This window comes from Cereibacter sediminicola (assembly GCF_007668225.1).
GTDB lineage: Bacteria > Pseudomonadota > Alphaproteobacteria > Rhodobacterales > Rhodobacteraceae > Cereibacter_A > Cereibacter_A azotoformans.
In genome coordinates this window covers 64662-89343 of the sequence record NZ_VDEK01000014.1, presented here as the reverse complement: position 1 = coordinate 89343, position 24682 = coordinate 64662, and the positions used below count along the sequence as shown (strand labels likewise).

Genomic DNA, 24682 nt, shown 5'->3' with positions numbered 1-24682 from the left:
AACCATGACCGCGGACCTGCGGCCGTCGCCGATCTCGGCGACAGTGGATTTCGACGCGCCGGGCGTGCAGCACGGCTTCCTGCGGCTGCCCTACAGCCGCGACGATGCGGCCTGGGGGTCCGTGATGATCCCCGTCACGGTGGTGGCGAACGGCACGGGGCCGACGGCGCTGCTGACCGGCGCCAACCACGGCGACGAATACGAGGGGCCGATCGCGCTCTTCGAACTGGCCCGGTCGCTCCGCCCCGAGGAGGTGACGGGCCGGGTCATCATCCTGCCCGCGATGAACCAGCCCGCCTTCGCGGCGGGCACCCGCACCTCGCCCATCGACCGCGGCAACCTGAACCGCAGCTTTCCCGGCCGCCCTGACGGGACGGTGACGGAGAAGATTGCCGACTATTTCCAGCGCGTGCTGCTGCCCCTGGCGGATGTGGTGCTGGACTTCCACTCGGGGGGCAGGACGCTCGACTTCCTGCCGTTCTGCGCGGCGCATGTCCTGCCCGACAAGGCGCAGGAGGCCCGCGCCTTCGATCTGGTGCGTGCCTTCGGGGCGCCCTGGTCGGTGAAGATGCTCGAGATCGATGCGGTGGGCATGTATGACACCGCAGCCGAGGAGATGGGCAAGGTGTTCGTGACGACCGAGCTGGGCGGCGGGGGCACCGCCAGCGCGCGCACCGCCGGCATCGCGATGCGGGGCTGCCGCAACCTGCTGATCGCGGCCGGCATCCTGCGGGGCGCACCCGAGCCGCAGCCGACGCAATGGCTCGACATGCCCGACGGTGACTGCTTCACCTTCGCCGAGGACGGCGGCCTGATCCGCTTCTGCGCCGATCTGGGCGAGCGGGTCGAGAAGGGTCAGACGATCGCACTGATCTACCCGGTTGCGCGGACGGGGTCAGATCCCACGGTGCTGACCGCCCGCCGATCGGGCCTGTTCACGGCCCGTCACTTCCCCGGCCTCGTCAAGCCGGGCGACTGTGTGGCCGTGATCGCCGACGAAGTGGAGGGCTGACACGGCGGCGCGGGGGCCTGTCCAGGCGCGGCATCTGTCCAAGGCGGCTGACGGAACGTCCCGCTGAGGCGGGCTGCACACCAGGGCAGCCGCCCGCCCCGGCGACCGCGCCGATGCCGAGCCCTTCGGGTCGTCGAGTTTCCGCGCAGCTGCCTCAGGCCTCTTCCGAGGCGAGCTGGAGCGCCGCCCGGTCGACAATCCACAGCACGCCATACTCGGTGCGAACCGAGCCGGCGTCGATCAGCCCCTTGAACGCGCGTCGGAAGGCGGCGCGGCTCATGCCGGCCATCCGGCACAGATCCTCCTGCGTCGCGCGCACCGACCCATCGGAATCCGCCAGCCGAAGCAGCATGCGGGCGAAACGCGCACGCGGCGTCAGCGCGAGAACTTCGGCAAGTATCCGCACCGCAAGCGTGGCATTCGCGTGATTGAGCCGGAAGAAGCAGATCCAGTCCTCGGCATGCTCGGCCAGATTGCGGCGCACGGCGCCGATCGGGACGCGGAAGATGCGGGACTCGACGGCTGCCGTGACGGTGATCGACCGCGCCGTTCCCGCCAGCAGGGCCGAATCTCCGATCCAGAAGCCGGGGCGGGCGCGGTAGATGGTGACTTCCTCCTCGCCGGTGATCGGGATGGATACCTCAAGCAGACCCTCACCCAGGCCGAAGATGGCGTTCGGCACGTCCCCCACGGCGTAAAGAAGGCCGCCGCGAGGAACCGTGGTCCATCGGCCGGCCCGCGCCATCCGTGTCCGAAACGGTCCGGGCTGCTCTGCCAGCCAGCCCACCGAAGCCAGATCGCGCAGCACGTCGGAACATTTCCGGCAAGATTGCTCCATCTGTCGCAATCTCCTCGCTGCGACGTGAGTAGGTATCAAGATGAGGAAAGCGCGTCGCGACCGGGGATGTTGTTGATGATGATCAACAGCGACCTGCGCGTGCCGGGTCGTCGGCGGAACCGTGCCGAGAGGGGCAGGGGCGCCACTACGCCGGTTTGGCATGATCGGGAAGGTCCGGCGGGCGGCACCGCGGTCGGGGCAGGGCGTGACGGGGGAAGCGGTCCGGGCCGCAGATGGGGGATCTGCCGATGAGGGAGTGGAGGGAACGTCTTGCCGCGGCCCTTGCGGTCGTGCCACTGGCCGGTGCTGCGGCGGCCCAGAACGTCGGGTGGGAGTTCACGGTGTCTCCCTACCTCTGGGTGCCAGGCATATCGACGTCGGTCGAGACGGCCTTCGGGACGCTCGAGGCCGATGCGAGCGTGAACGACGTCCTTTCCGCGACCGATTTCGCCCTGATGGGCGTGCTGGAGGCCCGGAAGGGCCGCTGGGGCCTGATCGCCGATTTCGTCCATGCCGACCTGTCGGAGCGCGCGGATGCGCCGCTGGGTGGCCTCTTCTCACGCGCGAGGGTCGAGACGGAGCTGAGGATCGCCAGCGGCTATGCCGCCTACCGCGTGCATCAGGAAGAGCGCGTGGCGGTCGATCTTCTGGGCGGCTTCCGGGCGGTGCGTGCGGATCTTGGCGTGACGCTCGCAACGGGTGCGCTGCCGGGCCGACGCTTTTCGCCCGGCGACAGCTGGGTCGATCCCGTGGTCGGCGGCCGCGTCCGCCTTGCGCTGAACGAGCGGTGGTTCGCCACGGCGATGGCCGACATCGGGGGATCCTTCGGCGGCTCCGACCGCACATGGCAGGCGGTTGCGACCCTTGGCTACCAGATCAGCGACCGCTGGTCGGTGCAGGGCGGATGGCGCCAGCTGTCGATTAACAGGGAGATGGACGGACGCGATGTCGATCTCGACCTCGGGGGGCCGGTGCTCGGCCTTACCGCCCGCTTCTGATCTGAAGACGCTCGAAGGGGAAGCACGCCGACCGCCAGACGACCGAACCGAGGCTTTGGGTCACGACCCTGGTCGGGGTGATGGGCGGAGGCGCTTCCCGATCCACACGGGGCATGGGAATCTTACGGGAGTGAGATGATGACCACGAGACGACAGATCCTCACGACGCTTCCCGTCACTGGCGCGGCCTTCGCGCTTGGCGGCAACTTCCTTGAAGAAGGCACGGCGCGTGCGCAGGGCGTGCGCGCGCCCCTCGAGGGCCATTTCCACCCCAAGGGCAAGGCGCCCTCCGCGCATACGATGAAGGTGCTGGCAGAGGCGCGGCAGGGGCTGCCCTTCTCGGATGTCCGTGACATCGAGGAGCAGGCGCGCGGGCTGATCGCCGAGCGGGCCACCCGTCAGATCATGGGCGACGCGGGCAACGTGGCCTTCGACCGGAGCGAATACGACTTCCTCGACGGCAGCGATGACTTCGACAGCATCCATCCCTCCATGACGCGCATCGCGCGGCTGAACAACCACTTCGGCCTCTACGAGGTGGTTCCCGGCATCTACCAGGTTCGCGGTCTGGATCTTTCCCACATCAGTTTCGTGCGCGGCAAGACCGGCTGGATCGTCTTCGACACCCTGACCACGACCGAAACCGCGCGCGCCGCATGGGAGCTGTTCCAGGAGCATACGGGCGAGGGGCTGCCGGTCACCGCGGTGATCTACTCCCACACCCACGCGGACCACTGGGGCGGCGTGCGCAGCCTTGTCGCCGAGGAGGATGTGGCCGCGGGCCGGGTGGAGATCATCGCGCCCGACGGCTTCATGCAGTTCCTGATCTCGGAGAATGTCTTTGCCGGCAACGCGATGAACCGGCGGCTGTTCTATCAGTATGGCCTGCTTCTGCCGGTCGCGCCTCACGGCTTCGTCACACAGGGTTTGGGGCACCGGGTTCCGGCGGGCGTCAACGGGCTGATCCCGCCCACGCGGCTTGTCTCGGAGCCGATCAAGGAGTTCGAGGTCGATGGTGTGCGGATGATCTTCCAGAACACGCCGAACACCGAGGCCCCGCGGGAGATGAACACCTATATCCCTGACCTCAAGGCGCTGTGGATGGCCGAGAACGTGACCGCCCAGCTCCACAACATCTACACGCTGCGCGGCGCGCCGGTCCGCGATCCGCTCAACTGGTCGAAATACATCAACGAGGCGCTCTATCGCTTTGGCCCGGAGGCGGAGGTGATGTTCGCCTCGCACCACTGGCCGCGCTGGGGCAACGAGCGCATCCGCGAGATCCTGCGCGACCAGCGCGACCTTTACGCCAACATGAACAACCAGGTGCTGCACTACGCCAACCAGGGCGTCACCATCAACCAGGTCCACAACGTCTATCGGATGCCCGAAAGCCTTCAGGCCAAGTGGCACTGCCGGGGCTACCACGGCTCGCCCCAGCACAACGCGCGCGGCGTGATCCAGCGATACCTCGGCTTCTGGGATTGCAACCCCGCGACACTGATCCCGCTTTCGGCCGCCGATGCGGCGCCGCTTTATGTCGAGATGATGGGGGGCAGCTCGGCGATCCTGGCCAGGGCCGGAGAGTTGCACGAAGCCGGCGATTACCTCCGCGCGACCGAGATCCTGGACAAGCTCGTGCAGGCCGAACCGGGCAACGCCGAGGCGAGAGACGCGCTCGCCGACGCCTTCGAGCAGATCGGCTACCAGCAGGAGAATCCGGGGCTCAGGAACAGCTTCCTCGCGGCGGCCTACGAGCTGCGCTCGGGCATCCCGCAGGGGGCGATTGTCAGCAGTTCCAGCCCCGACGTGATCCGCGGCATGTCCACCGAGCTGTTCCTGAACTTCCTCGCCATCCGCATGGATGGCCGCCGCGCTGCCGGTCTTGCCTTCGTCATGAATCTCGAGACACCCGATACGGGTGAGACCTTCGTGGTCGAGCTTGCCAACGAGACGCTCACGAACATCGCAGGCTTCCGCGCGGACGCAGCCGACCTGACCCTGAAGGTGAACCGTGCCGATCTCGAGCGCGTCATGGCGGGGCAGAGTGGGCTCGACGCGCTCCTGGCCGACGGCACCGCGCAGGCCGAGGGCGATGTCGCGATCCTCGAACGGCTTGCGGGTCTCATGGTCGAGTTCGACCCGCGCTTCGAGATCATGCCCGGCACGGCGAAGCGCACCGAGATGGCCGCAACCGGACCGTTCGAATGCGACATCGGGGGGCCGATCGCGGAGTGATCCCGCGCCGGAGGGCTCGACCCACCGGCGTCCGTTACGCTCGACGACAACCTGGACGAAGAGGAGCATCGCATGTTGTTTCACCATCTTTCGGCCGCCAGCGCGGTCGCCGCACTGATCGCCCTGACCGCCTGCACCGACAATCAGGGCATCAACGCCGCCACGGGCGGCCTGGCCGGTGCCGCCGTGGGCAGCCAGATCGGTCAGGGCAGCGGCCGCACCGCCGCCACGCTGGCCGGGGCCGCGCTCGGCACGGCCATTGGCGGGAACGTGGCGACAAGCCCGCAACAGAGGATGTGCATGTATCGCAACGCCCAGACGGGCGAGACATGGCAGGCACCCTGTCCGAACTGACACAGGCTCCGGGAGGATCAACCGATGGCAGAACTCGTTGTGCTCGACTTCGACGGGCTCGAGACCGCGGACGCGGTGCTCGGCAAGCTGCGGGAACTCCGCAAGGCTCATCTGATCGATCTGCTCGACGCCGTGGTGGTCATCCGACCCGAGACGGGCGACATCCAGGTCAAGCAGTCGGTGAACCTGGTCGCCCTCGGTGCCAGTCAGGGCCTGACCACGGGCGCGCTTCTGGGGGGGCTCGCCGGCCTTCTTCTGCTCAATCCTCTGGCGGGCTTTGCACTTGGCGGCGCTGCGGGCGCCGCGATGGGCGCCCTGAGCGGCCGGCTCTCGGACTTCGGGATCGATGACGGTTTCATCCGGGAGTTCGGGGAAACCATCCGCCCGGGCACCTCGGCCCTCTTCCTGCTCGTTGCGAAGGCCACAACGGACAAGGTGGTGGCCGAGATCCGGCACCTCCGGCCGCGGGTGCTGAAGACCTCGCTCTCGGCCGAACAGGAAGAGGGGCTGCGCGAGGCGCTGGGGTGACACGCGTCTGGCGGCCTGGTCTCTTCAGCCGGCGGTGCTGACCGGTGCGCCTCGACGATCTCTCGGCGCGCCGGTTTCGCGCTGTCATTGACCCCGCGCATCGCGCATCCCGTCCGACCGCTTCAGGATGGCGCGGGAAAGGAGGATTCGTCATGTCCATCCAGACCTCGTCCCACGCGCGGCGTTTTTCCTGGCGCGCCGCCGCCGTCTTCACCATCGCGCTCTCGTCCGCGCTGATGCTCGTCTCGGGTCTCGTGCTTGTCGCCGCACCGAGCGGACGGATCGCGCACGACATCGCCTGGAGGCTCTGGGGGCTTGACCGAAGCGGGTGGGAGGTGCTGCACCTTGCCGGTTCGGTCCTGTTCGTCGCCGTGGTGCTCTGGCACCTGCTGCTGCACGCGAGCGTGGTGAAGAACCTCGTGTGGAACGCCGCGGCGCATTCGGTGAGCCACCGGCGCGAGTTGCTCGTCGCTGGCGCGCTTGTCGGTCTGGTCGCGATCCTTGCGGTGCTCGACCTGCCGCCGGCAAGCTGGCTTGGTGCGCTGATGGGCTACATGCGGCGCGAATTCTGGTAGCCAGCGGCCGCGCAGGCCGCAGAACGGGCCTGCTGCGCACTGGAGAGACAGGTCTCGAAGCGAGCGCCGTGGTGCGACGCCCCTGTTCTGCCTTCGAAACTCCCTCAGCCTCGATCTCGGCTTGCCTGCGGCGTTTGCTGCAGCGCGAGGGTCTTGATGTTTTGCGGCCAGCGGCGCAGACGGAATCGACCACGAGGGAAACCCGCATGAACGATGAACGACGGAACGGCCTTCTGACGGGGCTGACGGTTGTGGCAATGGTGCTTGCGGGCGTGGCCCACTACCTTCTGCCCGAAACTCCCGTCTGGAGCTGGATCGGGATCGGCGCGACGGTCGTCGTGTTCGCCGCGGGGGGCGTGCCGGCCGCCATCCGCGCCCTGACCACGCTCTGGCAAGAGCGCGAGCTGGACATCGACCTCCTGATGGTCATTGCGGCGCTCGCCGCGGCGGCGGTGGGGGCGGCGCTGGAAGGGGCCGTGTTGCTGACGCTCTTCTCGATATCGACCACGCTTGAGCATTCCGCCATGGGCCGCGCCCGCCGGGCCATCGAGGCGCTGATGGACCTGAGGCCCGACCGCACCCTGCGGCGGACCGCGAACGGCACCGAGGAGGTGGCGGTCGAGGATCTCTCGCCCGGCGACGTCGTCATCCTGCGCCCCGGCGCCCGGGTTCCGGTGGACGGGGTGGTGGTCGAGGGCGAGGGCCAGATCGACGAGAGCACCGTCACCGGCGAGTCCACTCCCGTCCACAAGACGGCGGGCGGGCCGGTGTTCGAGGCGACCGTCAACCTGCACGGCATCCTCGCCATCGAGGTCCGCAAGCCGCTGGCGGAAAGCACCGTCGCCCGAATGATCCAGCTTGTGACCGAGGCGCAGGCGGCGCGCTCGCCCTCCGAGCGGTTCAGCGAATGGTTCGGACAACGCTATACTGTCGCGGTGCTCGGCGGGTCTGTCGTGGCCTTCCTCGTGTTCCTCGGCCTCGATCAGGGTTGGCACGAGGCGCTTTATCGTGCGGCGACTCTGCTGGTGGCGGCCAGCCCCTGCGCCATCGTGATCTCGGTGCCGGCCGCGATCCTGTCGGCGCTCTCGGCCTCGGCGCGGGGCGGCGTGCTCTTCAAGGGCGGCGCGGCGCTGGAGACGCTGGCCGGCGTCCGCACCTTCGCCTTCGACAAGACAGGGACGCTCACGACCGGCAAACCGGAGGTGGTCGAGATCGTGTGCGACGGGGACGAGGATGAGTTCCTGACCCGGCTTGCGGGACTCGAGGCGCACTCCGAACATCCGATCGCCGACGCGATACGCCGCACGGCCGAGGCGCGCGGCCTGACGCCATTCCCGGTCCGCGAGGCGCGCGCCGTGCCCGGCGAGGGCATGGTGGGGCTGGATGACCAGGGCATGATCTGGGCCGGAAACGCCCGTCTCGCGGCGCGCATGGGGGCGAGGAGTGCGCCGGTCGCCCATCCCGACGAGATCCTTGCGCTGCGTGCGGGGGCCGAGACGCTGGTGCTTCTGGGGCGGGGCGCCAAGCTGCTGGGTGCGCTGACGGTGGCCGACCGGCCGCGGGACAGTTCGGCGGGGGGCATCGAGGCGCTGCGCCTGTCGGGGGTCGAGCGGGTCGAGATGCTGACCGGCGACCGCCGCGCGGTGGCCGAGAGGATCGGCGCCGGGCTCGGGATCCGGCCGGCCGAGATCCATGCGGACCTGTTGCCCGAGGACAAGGTGCGGCTGGTGGCCGAGCTTGCGGCGAAGGACCGGGTGGCCTTCGTGGGCGACGGCGTGAACGACGCGGCGGCGCTGGCGCGTGCCGACGTCGGCATCGCCATGGGGGCGGCGGGCTCCGAGGTCGCGCTGCAGGCCGCGGACGTGGCGCTTCTGTCCGAGGACATCTCGCGGCTGGCCGAAGCCCACCGCCTCGCGCGCCGGACGGCGCGGATCATCCGGCAGAACCTCGTCTTCGCCATGGGCGCGATGGTGACGCTGGTGGTGAGCAGCCTCTTCTTCAACCTGCCCCTGCCGCTCGCCGTCGTCGGCCACGAGGGCGGGACGGTGCTGGTGGTTCTGAACGGCCTTCGGCTGCTCGCCGATCCGATCCGGCTCTCGACCGCCAGGCCCCGCTGAGACGGCTTCGGCCATGCCGTTCGTGGTCCCGTAGGGGTCGGGCTCGCCCGGTGACCCAGGCGGGCGGGGTTTGCCCGAGCGCGCGGCGGGCCGCCGCCGCCTGTAGCGTCGCCGCCACCCGCGGCCGCCCGGGATGAACCCGCCGGGGCGCGCGCCCCGGCGGCCCCTCAGCGAAGCCGGTTGATCTGGGCGAGGTGGAACTGGCCGAGCCAAGTCTCGGTCAGGGGTGCGTCCTCGTGCGCGATGTAGGCGCGCAGATCGACCGTATCCGTTTCGGGCGCGGCCTTGAGATCGAACGTCAGCCGCCAGCGGTCGGTGCCGACCACCCGGACCACGAAGGGGTTGATGACCTCCACGCCCTCGGGTGCCGAAACCCGCGGCTGGACATCCTCATCCAGCTCGTGCCCGTCCAGCGCCGGCCCTTCGAAATCGAGGACCACCTTGATCACATCCTCGGGCCGCGGCTGGCCCGGAACGCCGCCGTTGCCGACCTGCGTCGCGACCGTCCGCGCCAAGCCCATGTCGATCGGCGGGCTCGCAACCCAGTGCATCCGGTAGTCGAAGCGCAGCTCCTCGCCGGCCTGCGGTGGAGTCTCGGGATTCCAGAAGGCCACGATATTGTCGTAGATCTCGTCGTCGGTCGGGATCTCCACCAGCTGCACGGCGCCTGCCCCCCAGTCCGAGGTGGGCTCGATCCAGACGGCCGGGCGCTTCTCGTAGAAGACGCCATCGTCCTGATAATGGTCGAAATCCCGGTCGCGCTGGATCAGGCCGAAGCCCTTGACGTTCCGGTCGAGGTAGCTCGAGGTCGCCACGCGGTCGGGGTTGTTCAGCGGCCGCCAGATATGCTCGCCCGCGCCGGTGTGGATCATGAGACCGTCCGTGTCATGCACCTCGGGGCGCCAGTCGGAGGACTGGAAACGGTTGCTCTCGGAATACCAGAACATCGAGGTGAGCGGCGCCACACCCAGCCGCTCGACCGGCGCGCGGAAGAAGAGGCGGCTCGAGATGTCCATGACCTGCCCCTTGCCGGGCTGGTCGCGCATCACCATGCGGTAGGCGCCGGTCATGCTGGGCCCGTCCATCAGCGCGTGGACGATCGTCGCGCCCTCGGGGCCTTCCTCCAGATAGAATTCGGTGAAGCGCGGAAATTCCTCGGGGACCGGAAGGCCGGTGTTCAGCGCCACCGCGCGGGCCGAAAGCCCGTACTGACGCAGCGCGCCATCGCTGCGGAAGTAGGCGGCACCAAGGAACGAGATCCAGTCGCTCTTCATGTCATCGCGCATGAGGCGGAAGCCCGCAAATCCCGCGTCGGGGTCGAGCCCCTTGGCCACGCTGTCCTCGGGCATCTCGAAATAGTCGGGGCTGTAGACGATCTCGCGCGCCTCGCCCCCCTCGACGGCGAAGACCTTGACCGGCTGGCGGAAGTAGGTGCCAAGGTGGAAGAACTGCGCGGGCGTGTCGCCGATCGTGACGGAGGCCTCGTCGCGGAAACGGATGCGCCAGTGCGCGTCATAGTCGATCTGCTCGAGCACCTCGGGGTTCCTGACCGGGGTCGGAACATGGGGCTGGCGCGCGAGGGTCGCGGCGCGCTCGGCCAGCAGGTCGTAGGAAAAGGCTTGCGGTGTCGAGAACACCGGCGCCGAAAACTGTCCGGCGGGCGCGGACGCCTCCTGTGCGGCTGCGGCACCGGAGAGCGACAGTGCAGCCATGAGGCCGAGTGCGGTCAGTCTGAAGGACGGCAAGGACAAGATCTGCTCCATTATGCTTCCGACGTGGAAGCCCGTGCGCTGCGATGTGACCGAATCGGTTCCGGATCAAGCCAAACCTGAGCGGAACGCGCCTCCTCAGCGGGCCCGCGCTCAAGGATCGCATGAGCGGCGTCCCCAGGCTGCGGAAGACTGCCGGTTCCGGCAGCCCGGGTTGAACCGGCGAGGCCGGAACCCCATCTCGCGGAGCCCCGACGACCGCGCTGGCCCGTATCAGACGGGCAGGCCGAAGCTGCCCGAGATGCTCTTCAGCCATCCCGCAAGCCTGGCCTCGGTCTGATCGGACTGGTTGTCGAGATCGAGGGCGAGCCCCATGAACGCGCCGTCCACCACCGCAAGCGACTCCTCGAACTCATAACCCTCGACCGGCCAGCGGCCGACGATCGTGGCGCCGCGGCTTTCGAAGAAGTCGGCCAGGATGTAGATCGCGTTCACGAACTCCAGCGGATAGGTGACCTGATCGCCAAGGCCGAAGATGGCGATGGTCTTGCCGGTGAAGTCCCGATCCTCGAGTCTGGGCAGGAACTCCTCCCAGCTTTCCTCGGCACAGTCGGCGCTGGCGCCCGGAAGCTGGCCCTCGCCCATCGTCGGCGTGCCGAGGATCAGATAGTCATAGCTCATGAAGGTCTCGACCTCGGCGCGGTTGACGTTGACGGGCTTGGCCATCAGCCCGTCGTCGAACATGTTCTTGATCTGCCGCGCGACCCTGCGCGTCTTGCCGGTGTCCGTGCCGAAGAAGAGCCCGATTTTGGTCATTCTGCATCCCTCTGTCTCTGCCCGGGCACAGCGCCGCCCGCAGGAAGGCCGGAAGCAGGCGGCGTGCCAGGCCGGCGCAACGGGGCGATCATCTGTCGGGGCAGGCGGGCGCGCGAACGCCCTCTGGCAGAGCGACGATCCGAACGGGGGCAGGGAAGCCCCCCGGCACCGGCTCGAGCCGCTCATGCATCGCCTGCGTTGCGAGGATGGAGCCGTCGTCGGTGATCATCAGCACCGCCCTCACCCCCATGGCGGCGGCGACCTGCGGCCACTCGACCGGGCCGGCCACGGCGAGGGCGGTGGCCGCCGCATCCGCGCGCGCGCCACTCGGGTCAAGAACCGACACCGAAACGATCCCTTGCATCGGCCGCCCGGTTCGCGGGTCGATGATGTGCGAGAAGCGGACGCCGCCTTCGTCGAAATAGCGTTCGTAGTTGCCGGACGTGTGCAGCGCCTCGCCGGGGCGCAGCGATACCGCCGCCACCGCGCCCCACTGAAACGGGTCGCGGATCGCGACCCGCCAGGGCCGCGCGCCATGCCGCCCGATGACCTTCACGCCGCCGCCCGCATTCAGCACCGCATCCTGCACCCCCGCGGCGCGCAGATCCTCGGCGGCAAGGTCGAGCGCCGCCCCCTTCGCGAAGGCCCCGAGGTCGAGCTGGACGGCCGGGTTGTCCGAGCGCACCTCGTCGCCCGTGATCGTCAGATCGGTCATGCGCGGATGACGCGCCACGAGGGCCGCAAGGACCGCCCCGGGCGGTGGCGCGCCATCGGGAGGAACATCCGCATGAAAGCCCCAGGCCTCGATCAGCCCGCCGATCGCCGGATCGAAGAGGCCGCCGCTCGCGCAGGACAGCGCCCGCCCCTCCCGCAGAAGGGCCGCGAGCCCCGCCTCGACCGTCCGGCTTTCCCCTGCGGCGAGGGCTGCGTTGAGGCTCTCGAGTTCGCCGGGGCGCCAGGCGTGCCAGTCCTGGTGTGCGGCCTGCAGCCGCTGGCCAACACGGGCGATGGCCTCGCGGGCCACGGTTTCAGAGACGCCGCGAGTCTCGATCTCGACCAGCGTGCCGAAGAGATAGAAGGTCTCGCGCACCTCGGCCGGGCCGCGCATGAGGGTGGCGCCGATGGCCCCGCCCGCCGCGCAAAGCGCCACGGCGGCGGCAATCAGGGCCCGACGCGGGACGGTCATGGGGCGCACGGGCCGGATGCCGGGCCATCGGCGGGATGCACCGCCTCGATGGTGAAATCGCCCGCCAACCCGCCCCCGCGCCCCGCCCGCGCGAGCGGGATCAGGGCGAGGGCCAGGGCGGGCAGGCAGAGCAGCCCCACCCAGAGGTCCGAGAGCTGCAGTGCCATGCCGGCTCCGGCGGTCCCGACCACGGCGAGCGTGGGCAGCAGATAGGCCAGACCCGCCACGGTGAGAAAGCGGCTCGCGGGCAGGGCGACATCGACCTCGTCGCCCGCGGCCACGATCAGGCCGGAGGGGCGGGCGACCTCGATCCGTTCGGGCCGTGCGCCCGCCGCGAGTTCCGCGGCCCCGCAGGTCCTGCGCATCGCGCAGCAGGAGCAGCCGGCGGCGCGGTCCGCCGCAAGCTGCAGACGGTCTCCGGCCACGGCCAGGACCTTCAGCCGTTCCCGGAGGACGCGGGCGCCCGCCGGGCCGTCGCCGCACTCCTCCATCCGCCTCAAGCCTCGAGAGGCACGATGCTGTCGGCGGTGCAGACGTTCATGCACTGCGGCATGTCGAACTCGCCGTCGCATTCGGTGCAGACGTCGGCCTTGATGAAATAGATGCCCTTGCGCGGGATGATCGCGTTGGTCGGGCACACCGGCTCGCAGTCGCCGCAGGCGGTGCAGAGGTCGGCCGAGATGGTCATGGACATGGGTTGGTTCCTTTCTGGTGGGGGTTCAGCCTGCCGACGGACGCGCGCGGCGGGTCAGCCGGGGCGCACCTTGACGGCGCCGGTCAGGACGCGGCACTGGCAGGCAAGGCGGTCGTCCTTGCCGGCCATGTTCTCCGAGAGCACGCGAAGCTCGAGCGCCGAGGGCTCCGAAAGATGCTCGCTGCCCTCGATCACATGGGTAAGGCAGGTACCGCACTCGCCCTCGCGGCAGCCGTAGGTGATGCCCGAGCCGACCTTCTCGGACATCTCGATGATGCGCGTTCCGGGGGGCACGTTGACCGTGATGGAGACATCGGTAAACGTCAGTGTGGCCTTTTCCATCGCGGGTCCTTCCTGTGTCATCGGGCGGCCAGTTCGGCGAGGTCGATCTCGCGCGGGACCGCGCGGCCGGTGAGATGGGCGGCGAGGCGGCGGCCGAAGGCCCGGGCCTCGTCAAGATCGGCGTCGGAGGGCTCGAACTTCACCCGCAATCCGGGCTCGGGCAGCCGCATCCCGAGGCCCTGGAGCCGGGTCTCGACCTGCCGCACGGCCTCGCCCGACCAGCCGTAGGAGCCGAAGGCCGCGCCGAGCTTGCCCCTGGTCTCGATGTCCACCAGCTGGGCGAGCAGTTCCCAGACCGCCCGCACGGCGTCGCCGTTGATGGTCGGCGTGCCGAGCGCGATCCCGTCCACCTCCTCGATCAGGTCGACGAACGGGTGAAGCTCACCGCCTTCGAGATCGTACAGCGACACGCGGACGCCGGGCTCTTCGGAGGCGCCGTCGCGGATCGCCCGGGCGAGGCGGCCGGTCGCGCCGTGGGCCGAGATGTAGAGGATGGCGAGCGTCCTGTCTGTCCCGAAGGTGAAGCGAGGCCCCGCGAGCCGGCGGTAGTGGCGCAGGTAGGCGCGGGGATCGGTGCGCAGGATCGGCCCGTGCGAGGGCGCGATGAGGGCGACGTCAAGCGGCTCGATCAGGTCCAGCGCCGTTCGGACCGAACTGCGGAAGGGCCGCATCAGCCGGTCGAAGTAATGGTCCAGCGCGAAGCGGAAGTCGCCCACCCGGTCGTCGAAGAGCCGCTCGTCGCAATAGTGGCTGCCGAAGAGATCGCAGGTGAAGAGCAATCCGTCCCCGACGAGGAAGGTGCATTGCGTGTCGGGCCAGTGCACGTTCGGGGTGGTGAGGAAGCGCAGAGTCCGGTCTCCGAGCGTGACCTCGGCCCCGGTCGTGACCGGCACGATGCGGTAGCGGCCGAAGTCGCTGCCAAGCAGCGCGCGCAGGATCTGGAGACCGCGCGGCGACAGATGCACCTCGGCCTGCGGCGCGCGGCGAAGCAGTTCGGGAAGGGCGCCGGAATGGTCGGGCTCGAGATGGTTGAGCACGATCCGCGTGATCTCGTCGTAGCGCGCCACCGCCTCGAGCCGGGCGAAGAAGCTGTCCGCATGGGCGGCGTCCACCGTGTCGATCACCGCCACGCCCTCGGAGCCGCGCACGGCATAGGCGTTGTAGCTCGTGCCGTTGGCCGTCTTCATCAGCGTGTCGAAGCTGCGCAGGCCGGGATCGAAGGCGCCGATCCAGTGAACGCCGGGCACGATCCCGACCGGCCCCTCCGGCGGGAGAGGCTGGGGGCGGATGCTGGTCACTGCGGCGGCGGACAAGGGACACTCCTTCGGCTTCCTCTGCGCGAGCATGGGGAAGCACGGGCTGTGCCAAGTCCTGTCGCGCTGGCGCCGGCAAGCGGCCCTTGCGCCGGGGTGAGGGTGTGGGCCGCTGCGCTTTGTCCGAATTGGTCAGGGTTCGCGACACAACTGTAGGAAATGCGACAAGAGCCTCGGTTCGGCGCAGGGCGGATGGCTCGGGTCTCCCGCGGGGACGGCGGCCCCAGCTGTCGCCGCCTCACATGAGGGCGGTTGGCACGGTGGATGCTTCCTCTCCATGACAGTTGTGCCAACGCGCCGAGGGCCGCCGCGACCGGCGCGGCGGGAACGGCCCGAGCCAGACGGAACGACGAATGGGCGAATTCTTCTTCATCCTGCTGAGCACCGCCCTCGTGAACAACGTGGTGCTGGTCAAGTTTCTCGGCCTCTGTCCGTTCATGGGCGTCTCCCGCAAGACGGATGCGGCGATCGGCATGGGCCTTGCCACCACCTTCGTGCTGACGCTCGCCGCCGGGTCGAGCTGGATGGTCGAGACGCTGATCCTCGAACCGCTGGACCTTGCCTTCCTGCGGATCCTGAGCCTGATCCTCGTCATCGCGGCCATCGTGCAGTTCATCGAGGTGGTGATGCGCAAGGTCTCGCCGGCCCTGCACAAGGCGCTCGGGATCTACCTGCCGCTGATCACCACCAACTGCGCCGTGCTGGGCGTGGCGCTTCTGAACATCCAGGAGGGGCACGGGCTTGCCTCGAGCCTGCTCTACGGCTTTGGCTCGGCCGCGGGCTTCACCCTCGTTCTGGTGATCTTCGCCGGCATGCGCGAGCGGTTGGCGCAACTCTCGGTACCGGGGCCGTTCGCGGGTGTCCCGATCGCCTTCGTCTCTGCCGGTCTGCTGTCGATGGCCTTCATGGGCTTTGCCGGCCTGACCCCGAACTGAGAACCGGAGCCCGTCATGATCGAAGCCGCCCTCTCCATGTCTGCCCTCGGGCTCGGGCTCGGGCTGCTGCTGGGCGTTGCCGCGCGGAAGTTCCATGTCGAGACGCCGCCCGTCGTGGATGCGATCGACGGCATCCTTCCGGGCACCAACTGCGGCGCCTGCGGCTATCCCGGCTGCCGGGGCCTGGCCGAGGCCATGGCCGAGGGAAGCGCGCCCGTGACCGCCTGCACCCCCGGAGGCCGCGACGTGGCGCTGGCGCTCGCAGCCATCGTGGAGCCCGGCGGAGGCGGAGCGGCCGTTCCGGGCATGGCCGAGGCCGAGCCGATGGTGGCCTTCATCTTCGAGGATCACTGCACGGGCTGCATGCGCTGCTTCAAGCGGTGCCCGACCGACGCGATAATCGGCGCCAACAAGCAGATCCACACGGTCGTGACCGATGCCTGCATCGGCTGCAACGCCTGCATCGACGCCTGCCCCACCGAGGCGATCGTGGCGCGCGTCAAGCCGAAGACCCTCAAGAGCTGGTACTGGGACAAGCCCCTTCCCGGCGCCGGCGCGGACAGCAGGGAGCATGCCGCATGAGCTTTCCCCATTTCGCGGCCCTCTTCCGGCCGTCGCAGTTCTTCGGCATCCGGGGGGGCGTGCACCCCGAGACGCGCAAGCACCTGAGCGCCGAGAGCGCCATCGAGGACATGCCGATCCCCACGCTCGTCCGCGTGCCGCTCCAGCAGCATATCGGCGCCGAGGCCGAGCCGCTGGTCCAGCGCGACGATCTCGTGATGAAGGGCCAGCTGATCGGGCGGGCGCGCGGGCCGGTCTCGGCCAACATCCATGCGCCCACCTCCGGTCGAGTGATCGCCGTGGGTCATTTCGCGGCGCCCCATCCTTCGGGCCTGCCGATCCCGACCATCACCATCCGCACCGACGGGCAGGACAGCTGGGGCCCGCGTCTCGGCCGCCTGCGGCCCGAGAACGCCACCCCCGAGGAGATCGCGGCCAAGGTGGCCGAGGCGGGCATCGTCGGCATGGGGGGCGCCACGTTCCCCTCGGCGGTCAAGCTGAACCTGCGTGCGCGCTACGACCTTCACACGCTGGTCATCAACGGCGCGGAATGCGAGCCCTACCTGACCTGCGACGACCGGCTGATGCGCGAGCGCGCCGAGGAGATGGCCGACGGCATCGGCATCATGGCGCGGGCGCTCGGCGTGCGGCAGATCGTGGTGGCGATCGAGTCCAACAAGGCCGAGGCGATTTCGGCCATGCAGCGGTTCGACCGGGCCCTCGATCTGCCGATGCGGGTGCAGGTGGTGCCGACGCAATATCCGATGGGGTCCGAGAAACATCTGGTGAAGATCCTCACCGGACGCGAGACGCCCGCTCGCGCCCTGACGGCGGATCTGGGCGTCGTCGTCCACAATGCCGCGACCGCCCATGCCGTCCACCTCGCCGTGCGCTATGGCGAGCCGCTCCTGTCACGCGTGGTGACCGTCTCGGGCCGCGGCATCCGGCGTCCGGCGAATGTCCGCGTCCTGATCGGCACGCCGGTGGCGGAGGTGATCGCCCATTGCGGCGGCCTGACCGAAGAGCCCGACCGGCTGCTGCTGGGCGGGCCGATGATGGGCCAGCCCATCCAGAACCTGCGGGTGCCAGTGGTCAAGGGCACGAGCGGGATCCTCGCGCTGACGAAGTCCGAGACGCCCGGCTGCGAGACGATGCCCTGCATCCGCTGCGGGCGCTGCTCGCAGGCCTGCCCGGTGGGCCTCACGCCCTTCGAACTCAACGCCCGCATCCAGGCCGACGATCTGGAGGGGGCAGGGCGGATCGGGCTGCTGGACTGCATCACCTGCGGCTGCTGCGCCTTTACCTGCCCGGCCAATATCCCCCTCGTGCAGACCATCCACTACGCCAAGGGCAAGCTGGCCGAGGCGGAGGGACGCAAGCACCAGCAGGAGGAAACGAAGCGCCTCGCCGCCGCCCGGAAGGCGCGCGAGGAGGCCGCGGCCGAGGCCAAGCGGCAGATGATGGCCAAGCGCAAGGCCGAGATGGAGGCCAAGAAGAAGCGCGAGGCCGAGGCGGCGCGCGCGGCCCCCCCACCGCCCGAGCCGCAGCCGGCCACGCAGGGAGGTGCCGCGCAATGACCGTTCCGCTCATCATCTCGGGGCCGCACACCCACACGCTCTTCACCGTCTCGCGCACGATGCTGACGGTGAGCGCGGCGCTCGCGCCGGCCACGGTCTTCGGGCTCTGGCAGTTCGGCTGGCCCGCGATCTTCCTCTTTGTCGTGACGGTGGTCTCGGCCTGGCTGTTCGAGGTGCTCTGCCTCTGGGTCGCGGGTAAGCCGGTGGCGCGGTTCGCGACCGACGGGTCCGCCATCCTGTCGGGATGGCTTGTGGCGATGACCCTGCCGCCCTATGCGCCCTGGTGGGTGGGGGTGCTCGGGGCCGGGATCGCCATCGTGATCGCCAAGCATCTCTTCGGCGGTCTCGGGCAAAACCTCTTCAACCCGGCGATGGTCGCGCGGGCCATGCTGCTGATCGCGCTGCCCGTGCACATGACCACGTGGGTGGCGCCGGTGGGTCTGCTTGGGGGGCCGGGCTTCCTTGACAGCCTCTCGATCACCTTCGCCGGTTCGACCGCCTATGACACGATCTCGGGGGCTTCGACCCTCAGCCATATCAAGAGCCAGATCGGCGCGGGCGCGACCATGTCGCAGATCATGCCGGACCTCGCCGATCTCGAAGCGCGGTTCCTGGGCTTCGTTCCCGGCAGCCTGGGCGAGACGAGCGCGGCCCTTCTCCTCCTCGGAGGGGTGGCGCTGATGGCGCTGCGCATCATCACGCCGGTCATTCCGCTCGCGGTGCTCGGCACGATCGCGGTGCTTTCCGGCCTTTCCTCGTTCCTTGCGCCGGACAGGTTCCCGCCGCCGATCCTGCATCTGACGGCGGGCTCGACGATGCTGTGCGCCTTCTTCATCGCGACCGACTATGTGACCTCTCCGGTCACGGCGATGGGCAAGCTGGTATATGGCGTGGCGATCGGCGCGCTGGTGTTCGTGATCCGCACATGGGGTTCGTTCCCCGAGGGGGTGGCCTTTGCCGTCCTTCTGATGAACGCCTGCACGCCGCTGATCGAGACCTATGTGCGTCCCCGCGTCTTCGGACGCACCCGGACGGGCAAGCCTTTGCCGGTCAAATCGCCGAGGGGAGGACGGAAATGAGCCAGGCCGACCCTGCCGCGACCCCACCCAAGGCCAGGACCTCCGGCTGGAAGAACTCGCCCGTCGTCCTGGGCCTGATGCTCGGGTTCTTCTCGCTCTTCTCGGCGCTGCTGCTTACCTTTGCCAGTGACGTGACCCGCGCGCCCATCGCCGCCCGCGCGGCCGAGGATCTGCTGGCCTCGCTCGCGCAGGTGCTGCCGGCGGAGTTGCATGACAATGATCCGACCGCCGACATCCGACTGCTTTCGGATGCTGAGGAAGGCCGGGTGCGGGTCCATGTCGCCGCCCGCGCGGGCGAGGTGACGGGGCTTGCCTACGAACTGACCGGCTACGGCTACAGCGGGGCCATCCGCGTCCTGATGGCCCTTGCGCCCGACGGCAGGATCCTCGGGGTGCGGGTGCTGTCGCACACCGAGACGCCCGGACTGGGCGACAAGATCGAGATCGGCAAGAGCGACTGGATCGAGGGTTTCTCGGGCCGCTCGCTCGCCGACCCTGGCCCGGACGGCTGGAAGGTCCGGCGCGACGGCGGCGTGTTCGACCAGTTCTCCGGCGCGACGATCACCCCGCGCGCCGTGGTGGCCACGATCCGCCGCGGCCTTGCCCTCTTCGAGCGCCACCGCGCGGAGCTTCTCGCTCCGCTTCCAGCCAGGTCCTGACGGAGGAGACGGCCATGTCCGACAGCTACGGCAAGATCGCCCGCGACGGGCTCTGGGACAAGAACATCGTCTTCGGGCAGATGCTCGCGCTCTGCCCGGCGCTGGCCATTACCGGCACGGCGACCAACGGCCTCGGGATGGGGCTGGCCACCACTGCCGTGCTGATCGCCTCGAACGTGGCCATCTCGGCGCTGCGCCGCGTCATCGCGCCCGAGATACGGATCCCGGTCTTCGTCCTCATCATCGCCTGCATCGTGACGGTGGTGGATCTCGCCCTCAACGCCTGGGTGCATGACCTGCACAAGGTGCTGGGCCTGTTCATTGCGCTGATCGTGACGAACTGCGCCATCCTGGGCCGGGCCGAGGCCTTCGCCTCGCGCAAGGGGGTGGCGGTCTCGGCCTTCGACGGGCTGACGATGGGCGTGGGCTTTACGCTGGCGCTGATGCTGGTGGGGGCGCTGCGCGAGATCCTGGGCTCTGGCACGCTCTTCGCGCAGGCCTCGGTGCTGCTCGGATCGCAGTTCGCCTTCCTGGAGCTTACGCTCTTTCCCGATTATCCGGGCTTCCTGCTGGCCATCCTGCCGCCCGGCGGGTTCATCCTCGTGGGGATCCTGCTCGCGCTCAAGTCGCTCATCGACAGCCGAGGGAAGAGCCTCGAGCAGGAGATCAAGGAGATGCGCGTCGAGCGCGTCTTCACGGCCGCTGGGGTGCTGAAACCCCGGCTGCAGGCCGCGGAGGATGACGAATGATCGTCGGTGTCGCCTACGCCAAGCCGACCGTTCAGGTCTGGAAGCATGTCGATGTGCCCGAGGGTGCGACGGCGCGCGATGCGATCGAGCGTTCCGGGCTGCTCGCGCAGTTCCCCGAGATCGACCTGGCGGTGAACAAGGTCGGCATCTTTGGCGCGATCTGCCCGCTCGACCGGACCGTGAAGGAAGGGGACCGGGTCGAGATCTACCGCCCGATCCATCCCGAGGCCGAACTGCTGGAAAAGAAAAGCTGACCCCAGGCGCTCCGGCCCACCGGAGCCCGCCCGCAAGGAGATCCGAAGATGCAAAGCCTCAGCCGCCGCCGTTTCACCCTGGGCCTTGCCGCCGCCTCGCTGGCGGCTACGAGCGGGTTTGCCCTGTCGCTGCGCCCCGGAACGCGGGCCGTGATCGTGGGTGGCGGCCCCGCCGGGGCCGAGGCCGCCCTCGCCCTGCGGGCGGCTCACCCGGCCGCCTCGGTGCTGCTGGTCGAGCGTGACCCGACCCGGCTCGCCCGCGAGGAGGGCGGGGCCAGCGCCCCGTTCCTGCGCCCGCGTGCGGCCGCGGGGCTTGCGGCGCTGAAAGCCGCCGGCGTCGAACTGGTGCTGGATGATGTGACCGGCATCGACTGGTCCGGCGGGCGGCTGGCCCTCTTCTCGGGCCGGAACCTGGATTTCGACCGGCTGCTCCTTGCCCCCGGCACGGCCGCGCGCGACGAGGCCATCCCCGGCCTCGACGCGGCCGCCCGCCATGCCTGGCCGGCCGCCTGGGGCAGCGAGCGCGAGGCGCGGCGGCTGATGGCACGGCTTCAGGCGCTGCCCGAGCGCGGCCATGTGGTCCTGCGGTTGCCTGCGGGCGAGGCGGCCCATCCGGCCGCGGCCGTCGCCCGCGCGCTGGCGCTGGCCAGCCATGTCGCGTCCCGGCCGGGGGCGCGGCTGACGGTGCTCGACGGAACCCCCGACCACCGGCTTGCACGCGCCTTCGCCGCCGCTGTGCCCGCTTGGCCGCGCGATCGGTTCGAGTGGGTCACGGCGGACCGGGGCGGCCTTGTCCGCGCCGTCGATGCAAGGCGCGGGCTGCTCGAGACCGACGCAGGTGCGATCCGCGCGGATGTGGTGAACTTCGTGCCGAGGCTCGAGGCGGGCGCGATCGCCCGGGCGGCGGGGCTGGCCGACGACAGCGGCTGGTGCCCGTGCGACGACAGCGGGCGCTCGCATCTTCGGGCGGACGCCACGGTGCTCGGGGATGCGAGGAAGGAGGCGCTGCGCACCGTGGCGGGCGCGGTGCACTCGGCGCGCCTTGCCACGGGTGCCCTCGCCTGATCCTCTGACGCGGGGCGCGGGCGGCAGCCGGCGCCCGGCTGGGAAAGGGAACGATGACGCCACGCACGAGCAGGACCCATCCGCTGCAGATCGCCGAGCTGCCCGTCGGCCCGTCGCAGGGTCGGATCGGCATCACCTTCTGCCCCGGAAAGCACGATGTCGCGGCGGCAACAGGCGCCTGGGCGCGCGACCTTGGCGCCGATCTCGATGCGATTGCGGACTGGGGCGCCCGCCTCGTGGTGACGCTGGTCGAGCCCGCCGAGCTTGTCGCGCTGCGTGTCGGGCATCTTGGCGCCGAGGTGCGACGGCGGGGAATGGAGTGGCGCCACCTGCCGATTGCCGATTATTCCGTCCCCGCGCCGTCGTTCGAGGAACAATGGCAGGTCGAGGGGCCCGCCATCCGGGCCCTTCTGCGCTCGGGAGGCGATGTGCTGGTTCATTGCCGGGGCGGGCTCGGCCGGGCGGGGATGATCGCCGCCCGCCTGCTGGTCGAGCTTGGCCGCGATCCCGAGCAGGCGATCCGCGACGTGCGCAGCGTGCGCCGGGGCGCCATAGAGACGCCCGCCCAGCTAGCGCTGGTGCGACGGACACGAGCGATCCCCGAGGAGGGGCTGGGATGAGGAACCGGTCTTGATTGCGTCCGACTTGGGTGCCGTAAGCCCGCTCGGCCAAATCATCGACATCTCGCGCATGGAACGGATCGGTGGCCGTCTGGGCAGCAATCCGGGCGGGATCTATCGCGACGACGCGGGCCGGTGCTTTTACGTCAAGAGTCTCGAGAGCCCCGACCTCGCGCGGAACGAGCGTCTGGCCGCGCGCCTCTACCGGCTCGCGGGCGCGCCGACGCTTCTCTATCTTCCGACGCAGGATCCCGCCCAGGTGGCCACCCTGTTCGTCACGCTGGAAAAGCGCCGCCTTTCACGCTTCTCCGAGGCTGAGCGCAGGGCGGCGCAGCACTGGCTGGGGGTTCACGCCTGGACGGCCAACTGGGATGCCGCCGGCCATGACGGGGACAATCAGGGCGTGGCAGGAGGCACCGTGCTGACGCTCGACCTGGGCGGCGCGCTCGAATTTCGGGCGCAGGGCGACCCCAAGGGACGGGCCTTCGGTCAGAAGGTGCGCGAACTGGACAGCTTGCGGAGCGATCCCGACAATCCTCAAGCGGTGCGGCTTTTCGGTGAGATGGCCGAGGACGCTGTCCGGGACGCGATCCGCGTGGTGACGCGCCTGGCGGATGATCGCATTCGTCAGGTGGTGGCGGAGGAGGGCGGCGCGGCGGCGTTGGCCGACAAGCTGATCGCGCGCAAGGCCGACATGGCGGCGCGGCTTGGGCAACGGGCCGATCGGCGCTAACCGCGCGCAAGGGCCAGCAGTTCGGGCACCTGCGCCCGGATCGTCTGGGCCACCTCGGGGTCGAGCCGCTCCAGCCAGCGCCGCGGGATCGCCCCAAGTCCCCAGGTGGCGCCGGCGAGCATTCCGCCGAGCGCCCCGGTCGTGTCGGCGTCGCCGCCCTGGTTCACCGTGCGGACAAGGCAGGTCTCGAACCCGTCCGAGGCAAGATAATGGTGCAGGACGGTCTGCATCGTGTCCACGACATAGGCCGAGCTTTGCCCCGGATAGGGATCGAACCGGAAGGCACGCTCGCGCGCGACGAGCGTCAGGGCCTCGTGGCGCACGGCCTCGGGCCCTTCGCCGACGATCAGCCGATGCACCATCCGCACGAGCGCGAGGCAGGCCGCGTCCGAGAGCGGGTGGCAGTGGGTGGTGCGCGCCTGGGCGAGCGTCCAGTCCCTTGCCCGTTGCGGCGCGCCGAGCGTCGCCAGCGCAACCGGCAGGACGCGCATGGCCGCACCGTTGCCTGCGTCACCGTCGGAGAAGGGCGCCTCGACCGTTCCGTCCGCCAGGAACCGGCGGATGCCCCGGCGGCAGGTGTTGCCCACATCCACGGGGCCGCCTTTCAGCCATGCCGCGAATTCGCTGCAAAGCGCGGCCGGATCGAGCCCTTGCCGCCGAAGCAATGTCCGGCCGAGCGCCAGCGACATCTCGGTGTCGTCCGTCACCTGTCCGGGCCGCAGCTTCAGCCAGCCGCCGCCGGTGATCTCGCGGTGCGTCCCGTGCAGCGCCGAAATCTCGCCTCGGGTCATAAATTCGACGGTGGCGCCGAGCGCGTCCCCGACCGCAAGCCCCAGATAGGCCGCAAGGGCCCGGTCGGCGATGCCCTGATGGTCAGACATAATCCACACTCACCCGATAATCCCCTCCGATGACCAGAAACTCCCGCTCGGTGCGGAAAAGGCGCGAGGGCAGAAGCCCGCTGAAGCAGACGAGTTTGCAAAGCGGAACCTCTGCCGTCAGGATCGCGTCGCCGAAACAGTCCGCCACGCTCCGCTCGGACGAGAAGGAGACGAGGTTGTTGAGCCGGACCACCGGGGCGCGCCGGTCCGCGATGTCGTTCGCGCCACGATACAGCGTGAGATGGGACCTGCCCGGCCAGGTGAAGCGCCGGATCGCCCACTGGCAGAACTCGAACAGCAGGTCCAGCTGGCTCCAGATCGAGTTGTCGTGGAACCGGCTGGCCATCTTCTCCTCGACATAGGCGTGCCATGCGGTGCCGGCCTCTCGCGCGATCACCGCCTTGTGGAAGGTGGGGCCGAGGCCGAAGCGGCTCTCGACCCAGCCTTTCAGCACCGCGCCCTCGGGGCCGTTGCTGTCGAAGGACCAGCCCTGGATCAGGCTCAGGAAGGACGAGCGGAAGGGCCGCCATCCGCTGGCTTCTTCCCGCTGCTCGGGGTCGATGCCGAACATTGCGGTCATGTAGCCGAGGAAGGCCTCTCCGGCTTCCGGCAGGTCGCGCGCGCGCTCGAGCACGGTGAACAGGCTGCGGTTCGTCTCGCAGATGCCCCAGATATGAAGGGGCTGCGGCGCCTCGTTGAAGGCGGCGCTGCCAAGCCAGTCCGAAGCGCGCCCCACCCGATTGGTCGAGCGGGCAATGCCCTGCGATCTGTCCTGCCGCCTGTCCTCCATCCCCGGCAGGATGCGGTGGCCATCGGGGAAAGGGAAGGCCCGCGCACAGTGACCCGTTG

27 protein-coding genes are annotated in these 24682 nt (G+C 69.5%); 17 read left to right on the top strand and 10 right to left on the bottom strand.

All coding sequences use genetic code 11. The annotated features are described in order from the left end of the window. The first annotated feature begins 4 nt into the window (after positions 1-4). A complete protein-coding gene (doeB, locus tag FG154_RS11470; protein WP_145107789.1) occupies positions 5-1012 on the top strand; it encodes a N(2)-acetyl-L-2,4-diaminobutanoate deacetylase DoeB in 1008 nt (335 codons plus the stop codon). A 154-nt stretch (positions 1013-1166) separates the two neighbouring features. On the opposite strand, the gene FG154_RS11465 is transcribed toward doeB, so the two are convergent. Next, positions 1167-1850 (bottom strand): Crp/Fnr family transcriptional regulator, encoded by a 684-nt coding sequence (locus FG154_RS11465; protein WP_145107787.1) that lies wholly within the window; start codon positions 1848-1850, stop codon positions 1167-1169. Positions 1851-2098: 248 nt separating this feature from the next. On the opposite strand from FG154_RS11465, the gene FG154_RS11460 reads away from it, so the two are divergent. The 6 genes from FG154_RS11460 (at position 2099) to FG154_RS11435 (ending at position 8660) form a co-directional block, all read left to right on the top strand. After that, positions 2099-2848 carry a hypothetical protein gene (locus FG154_RS11460; RefSeq protein ID WP_145107784.1) on the top strand — a complete coding sequence of 250 codons (750 nt, stop codon included), beginning with the start codon at positions 2099-2101 and terminating at the stop codon, positions 2846-2848. 138 nt (positions 2849-2986) lie between these two features. Next, a complete protein-coding gene (locus tag FG154_RS11455) occupies positions 2987-5086 on the top strand; it encodes an alkyl/aryl-sulfatase (protein WP_246100234.1) in 2100 nt (699 codons plus the stop codon). A gap of 72 nt (positions 5087-5158) precedes the next feature. Next, positions 5159-5440 carry a glycine zipper 2TM domain-containing protein gene (locus FG154_RS11450; protein WP_145107780.1) on the top strand — a complete coding sequence of 94 codons (282 nt, stop codon included), beginning with the start codon at positions 5159-5161 and terminating at the stop codon, positions 5438-5440. Between the two features lie 24 nt (positions 5441-5464). Further along, positions 5465-5968 carry a DUF1269 domain-containing protein gene (locus FG154_RS11445; RefSeq protein ID WP_145107777.1) on the top strand — a complete coding sequence of 168 codons (504 nt, stop codon included), beginning with the start codon at positions 5465-5467 and terminating at the stop codon, positions 5966-5968. Positions 5969-6120: 152 nt separating this feature from the next. Next, on the top strand, positions 6121-6543 hold the full coding sequence (locus FG154_RS11440; protein WP_145107774.1) for a DUF4405 domain-containing protein: 423 nt from the start codon (positions 6121-6123) through the stop codon (positions 6541-6543). Between the two features lie 206 nt (positions 6544-6749). Beyond that, the gene (locus tag FG154_RS11435; RefSeq protein ID WP_145107772.1) at positions 6750-8660 is read left to right on the top strand and encodes a heavy metal translocating P-type ATPase; all 1911 of its coding nucleotides are present in this window, start codon (positions 6750-6752) and stop codon (positions 8658-8660) included. A gap of 167 nt (positions 8661-8827) precedes the next feature. On the opposite strand, the gene FG154_RS11430 is transcribed toward FG154_RS11435, so the two are convergent. The 7 genes from FG154_RS11430 to FG154_RS11400 form a co-directional block, all read right to left on the bottom strand. Next, the gene (locus FG154_RS11430; RefSeq protein ID WP_145107769.1) at positions 8828-10423 is read right to left on the bottom strand and encodes a glucan biosynthesis protein; all 1596 of its coding nucleotides are present in this window, start codon (positions 10421-10423) and stop codon (positions 8828-8830) included. A 219-nt stretch (positions 10424-10642) separates the two neighbouring features. After that, on the bottom strand, positions 10643-11185 hold the full coding sequence (locus tag FG154_RS11425) for a flavodoxin (RefSeq protein WP_145107767.1): 543 nt from the start codon (positions 11183-11185) through the stop codon (positions 10643-10645). 88 nt (positions 11186-11273) lie between these two features. After that, positions 11274-12380, bottom strand: coding sequence for an FAD:protein FMN transferase (locus tag FG154_RS11420; protein WP_186312337.1), 1107 nt, complete (start codon positions 12378-12380; stop codon positions 11274-11276). Next, positions 12368-12862 carry a SoxR reducing system RseC family protein gene (locus FG154_RS11415; protein ID WP_145107761.1) on the bottom strand — a complete coding sequence of 165 codons (495 nt, stop codon included), beginning with the start codon at positions 12860-12862 and terminating at the stop codon, positions 12368-12370. The genes FG154_RS11420 and FG154_RS11415 overlap by 13 nt, the downstream gene beginning before the upstream one ends. A gap of 5 nt (positions 12863-12867) precedes the next feature. Continuing rightward, a complete protein-coding gene (locus FG154_RS11410) occupies positions 12868-13065 on the bottom strand; it encodes a 4Fe-4S binding protein (RefSeq protein ID WP_108220735.1) in 198 nt (65 codons plus the stop codon). Positions 13066-13119: 54 nt separating this feature from the next. Further along, positions 13120-13407 (bottom strand): ferredoxin FdxC, encoded by a 288-nt coding sequence (fdxC, locus tag FG154_RS11405; protein WP_011910133.1) that lies wholly within the window; start codon positions 13405-13407, stop codon positions 13120-13122. A gap of 17 nt (positions 13408-13424) precedes the next feature. Continuing rightward, positions 13425-14720 carry an FprA family A-type flavoprotein gene (locus tag FG154_RS11400; RefSeq protein WP_145107759.1) on the bottom strand — a complete coding sequence of 432 codons (1296 nt, stop codon included), beginning with the start codon at positions 14718-14720 and terminating at the stop codon, positions 13425-13427. Between the two features lie 353 nt (positions 14721-15073). Between FG154_RS11400 and rsxA the strand changes: the two genes are divergently transcribed. Genes rsxA through FG154_RS11350 form a run of 10 tightly spaced genes read left to right on the top strand, consistent with a single transcriptional unit; the run spans position 15074 to position 22952 of the window. Then, positions 15074-15655 carry an electron transport complex subunit RsxA gene (gene rsxA, locus FG154_RS11395; protein WP_011910135.1) on the top strand — a complete coding sequence of 194 codons (582 nt, stop codon included), beginning with the start codon at positions 15074-15076 and terminating at the stop codon, positions 15653-15655. Positions 15656-15670: 15 nt separating this feature from the next. Further along, on the top strand, positions 15671-16237 hold the full coding sequence (locus FG154_RS11390; RefSeq protein ID WP_145107755.1) for an RnfABCDGE type electron transport complex subunit B: 567 nt from the start codon (positions 15671-15673) through the stop codon (positions 16235-16237). Further along, positions 16234-17793 (top strand): electron transport complex subunit RsxC, encoded by a 1560-nt coding sequence (gene rsxC, locus FG154_RS11385; RefSeq protein WP_145107752.1) that lies wholly within the window; start codon positions 16234-16236, stop codon positions 17791-17793. The genes FG154_RS11390 and rsxC overlap by 4 nt, the downstream gene beginning before the upstream one ends. Further along, on the top strand, positions 17790-18872 hold the full coding sequence (locus FG154_RS11380; RefSeq protein ID WP_145107749.1) for an RnfABCDGE type electron transport complex subunit D: 1083 nt from the start codon (positions 17790-17792) through the stop codon (positions 18870-18872). Before rsxC ends, FG154_RS11380 begins: the two co-directional genes overlap by 4 nt. Then, positions 18869-19531: an electron transport complex subunit RsxG gene (rsxG, locus tag FG154_RS11375; protein WP_145107747.1), complete on the top strand. Its 663-nt coding sequence runs from the start codon at positions 18869-18871 to the stop codon at positions 19529-19531. The genes FG154_RS11380 and rsxG overlap by 4 nt, the downstream gene beginning before the upstream one ends. A 14-nt stretch (positions 19532-19545) precedes the next feature. Beyond that, positions 19546-20280, top strand: coding sequence for an electron transport complex subunit E (locus FG154_RS11370; RefSeq protein WP_145107744.1), 735 nt, complete (start codon positions 19546-19548; stop codon positions 20278-20280). Next, positions 20277-20534, top strand: coding sequence for an RnfH family protein (locus FG154_RS11365; RefSeq protein WP_108220699.1), 258 nt, complete (start codon positions 20277-20279; stop codon positions 20532-20534). Before FG154_RS11370 ends, FG154_RS11365 begins: the two co-directional genes overlap by 4 nt. A gap of 48 nt (positions 20535-20582) precedes the next feature. Further along, on the top strand, positions 20583-21599 hold the full coding sequence (locus FG154_RS11360; protein ID WP_145107743.1) for an FAD-dependent oxidoreductase: 1017 nt from the start codon (positions 20583-20585) through the stop codon (positions 21597-21599). 53 nt (positions 21600-21652) lie between these two features. After that, the gene (locus tag FG154_RS11355; protein ID WP_145107740.1) at positions 21653-22219 is read left to right on the top strand and encodes a cyclin-dependent kinase inhibitor 3 family protein; all 567 of its coding nucleotides are present in this window, start codon (positions 21653-21655) and stop codon (positions 22217-22219) included. A 10-nt stretch (positions 22220-22229) separates the two neighbouring features. Continuing rightward, complete coding sequence (locus FG154_RS11350; RefSeq protein WP_145107738.1) at positions 22230-22952, top strand: hypothetical protein; 723 nt, start codon at positions 22230-22232, stop codon at positions 22950-22952. On the opposite strand, the gene draG is transcribed toward FG154_RS11350, so the two are convergent. Continuing rightward, entirely contained in the window at positions 22949-23833 is an 885-nt protein-coding gene (draG, locus tag FG154_RS11345; RefSeq protein ID WP_145107736.1) for an ADP-ribosyl-[dinitrogen reductase] hydrolase, read from the bottom strand. The two genes, FG154_RS11350 and draG, sit on opposite strands and share 4 nt — an antisense overlap. Next, positions 23826-24623, bottom strand: coding sequence for an NAD(+)--dinitrogen-reductase ADP-D-ribosyltransferase (locus FG154_RS11340; RefSeq protein WP_145107733.1), 798 nt, complete (start codon positions 24621-24623; stop codon positions 23826-23828). The genes draG and FG154_RS11340 overlap by 8 nt, the downstream gene beginning before the upstream one ends. Positions 24624-24682 lie beyond the last annotated feature (59 nt).

Bases quoted from the DNA above. Each gene is read 5' to 3' on its own strand.
- FG154_RS11465 (WP_145107787.1), bottom strand. From the start codon at position 1,850: ATGGAGCAATCTTGCCGGAAATGTTCCGACGTGCTGCGCGATCTGGCT.
- FG154_RS11340 (WP_145107733.1), bottom strand. From the start codon at position 24,623: ATGGAGGACAGGCGGCAGGACAGATCGCAGGGCATTGCCCGCTCGACC.
- FG154_RS11410 (WP_108220735.1), bottom strand. From the start codon at position 13,065: ATGTCCATGACCATCTCGGCCGACCTCTGCACCGCCTGCGGCGACTGC.
- rsxG (WP_145107747.1), top strand. From the start codon at position 18,869: ATGAGCCAGGCCGACCCTGCCGCGACCCCACCCAAGGCCAGGACCTCC.
- rsxC (WP_145107752.1), top strand. From the start codon at position 16,234: ATGAGCTTTCCCCATTTCGCGGCCCTCTTCCGGCCGTCGCAGTTCTTC.
- FG154_RS11425 (WP_145107767.1), bottom strand. From the start codon at position 11,185: ATGACCAAAATCGGGCTCTTCTTCGGCACGGACACCGGCAAGACGCGC.
- FG154_RS11380 (WP_145107749.1), top strand. From the start codon at position 17,790: ATGACCGTTCCGCTCATCATCTCGGGGCCGCACACCCACACGCTCTTC.
- FG154_RS11390 (WP_145107755.1), top strand. From the start codon at position 15,671: ATGATCGAAGCCGCCCTCTCCATGTCTGCCCTCGGGCTCGGGCTCGGG.
- FG154_RS11440 (WP_145107774.1), top strand. From the start codon at position 6,121: ATGTCCATCCAGACCTCGTCCCACGCGCGGCGTTTTTCCTGGCGCGCC.
- FG154_RS11435 (WP_145107772.1), top strand. From the start codon at position 6,750: ATGAACGATGAACGACGGAACGGCCTTCTGACGGGGCTGACGGTTGTG.
- FG154_RS11360 (WP_145107743.1), top strand. From the start codon at position 20,583: ATGCAAAGCCTCAGCCGCCGCCGTTTCACCCTGGGCCTTGCCGCCGCC.
- FG154_RS11455 (WP_246100234.1), top strand. From the start codon at position 2,987: ATGACCACGAGACGACAGATCCTCACGACGCTTCCCGTCACTGGCGCG.
- rsxA (WP_011910135.1), top strand. From the start codon at position 15,074: ATGGGCGAATTCTTCTTCATCCTGCTGAGCACCGCCCTCGTGAACAAC.
- FG154_RS11450 (WP_145107780.1), top strand. From the start codon at position 5,159: ATGTTGTTTCACCATCTTTCGGCCGCCAGCGCGGTCGCCGCACTGATC.
- draG (WP_145107736.1), bottom strand. From the start codon at position 23,833: ATGTCTGACCATCAGGGCATCGCCGACCGGGCCCTTGCGGCCTATCTG.
- FG154_RS11430 (WP_145107769.1), bottom strand. From the start codon at position 10,423: ATGGAGCAGATCTTGTCCTTGCCGTCCTTCAGACTGACCGCACTCGGC.
- FG154_RS11445 (WP_145107777.1), top strand. From the start codon at position 5,465: ATGGCAGAACTCGTTGTGCTCGACTTCGACGGGCTCGAGACCGCGGAC.
- FG154_RS11370 (WP_145107744.1), top strand. From the start codon at position 19,546: ATGTCCGACAGCTACGGCAAGATCGCCCGCGACGGGCTCTGGGACAAG.
- FG154_RS11355 (WP_145107740.1), top strand. From the start codon at position 21,653: ATGACGCCACGCACGAGCAGGACCCATCCGCTGCAGATCGCCGAGCTG.
- FG154_RS11460 (WP_145107784.1), top strand. From the start codon at position 2,099: ATGAGGGAGTGGAGGGAACGTCTTGCCGCGGCCCTTGCGGTCGTGCCA.
- FG154_RS11415 (WP_145107761.1), bottom strand. From the start codon at position 12,862: ATGGAGGAGTGCGGCGACGGCCCGGCGGGCGCCCGCGTCCTCCGGGAA.
- fdxC (WP_011910133.1), bottom strand. From the start codon at position 13,407: ATGGAAAAGGCCACACTGACGTTTACCGATGTCTCCATCACGGTCAAC.
- FG154_RS11365 (WP_108220699.1), top strand. From the start codon at position 20,277: ATGATCGTCGGTGTCGCCTACGCCAAGCCGACCGTTCAGGTCTGGAAG.
- doeB (WP_145107789.1), top strand. From the start codon at position 5: ATGACCGCGGACCTGCGGCCGTCGCCGATCTCGGCGACAGTGGATTTC.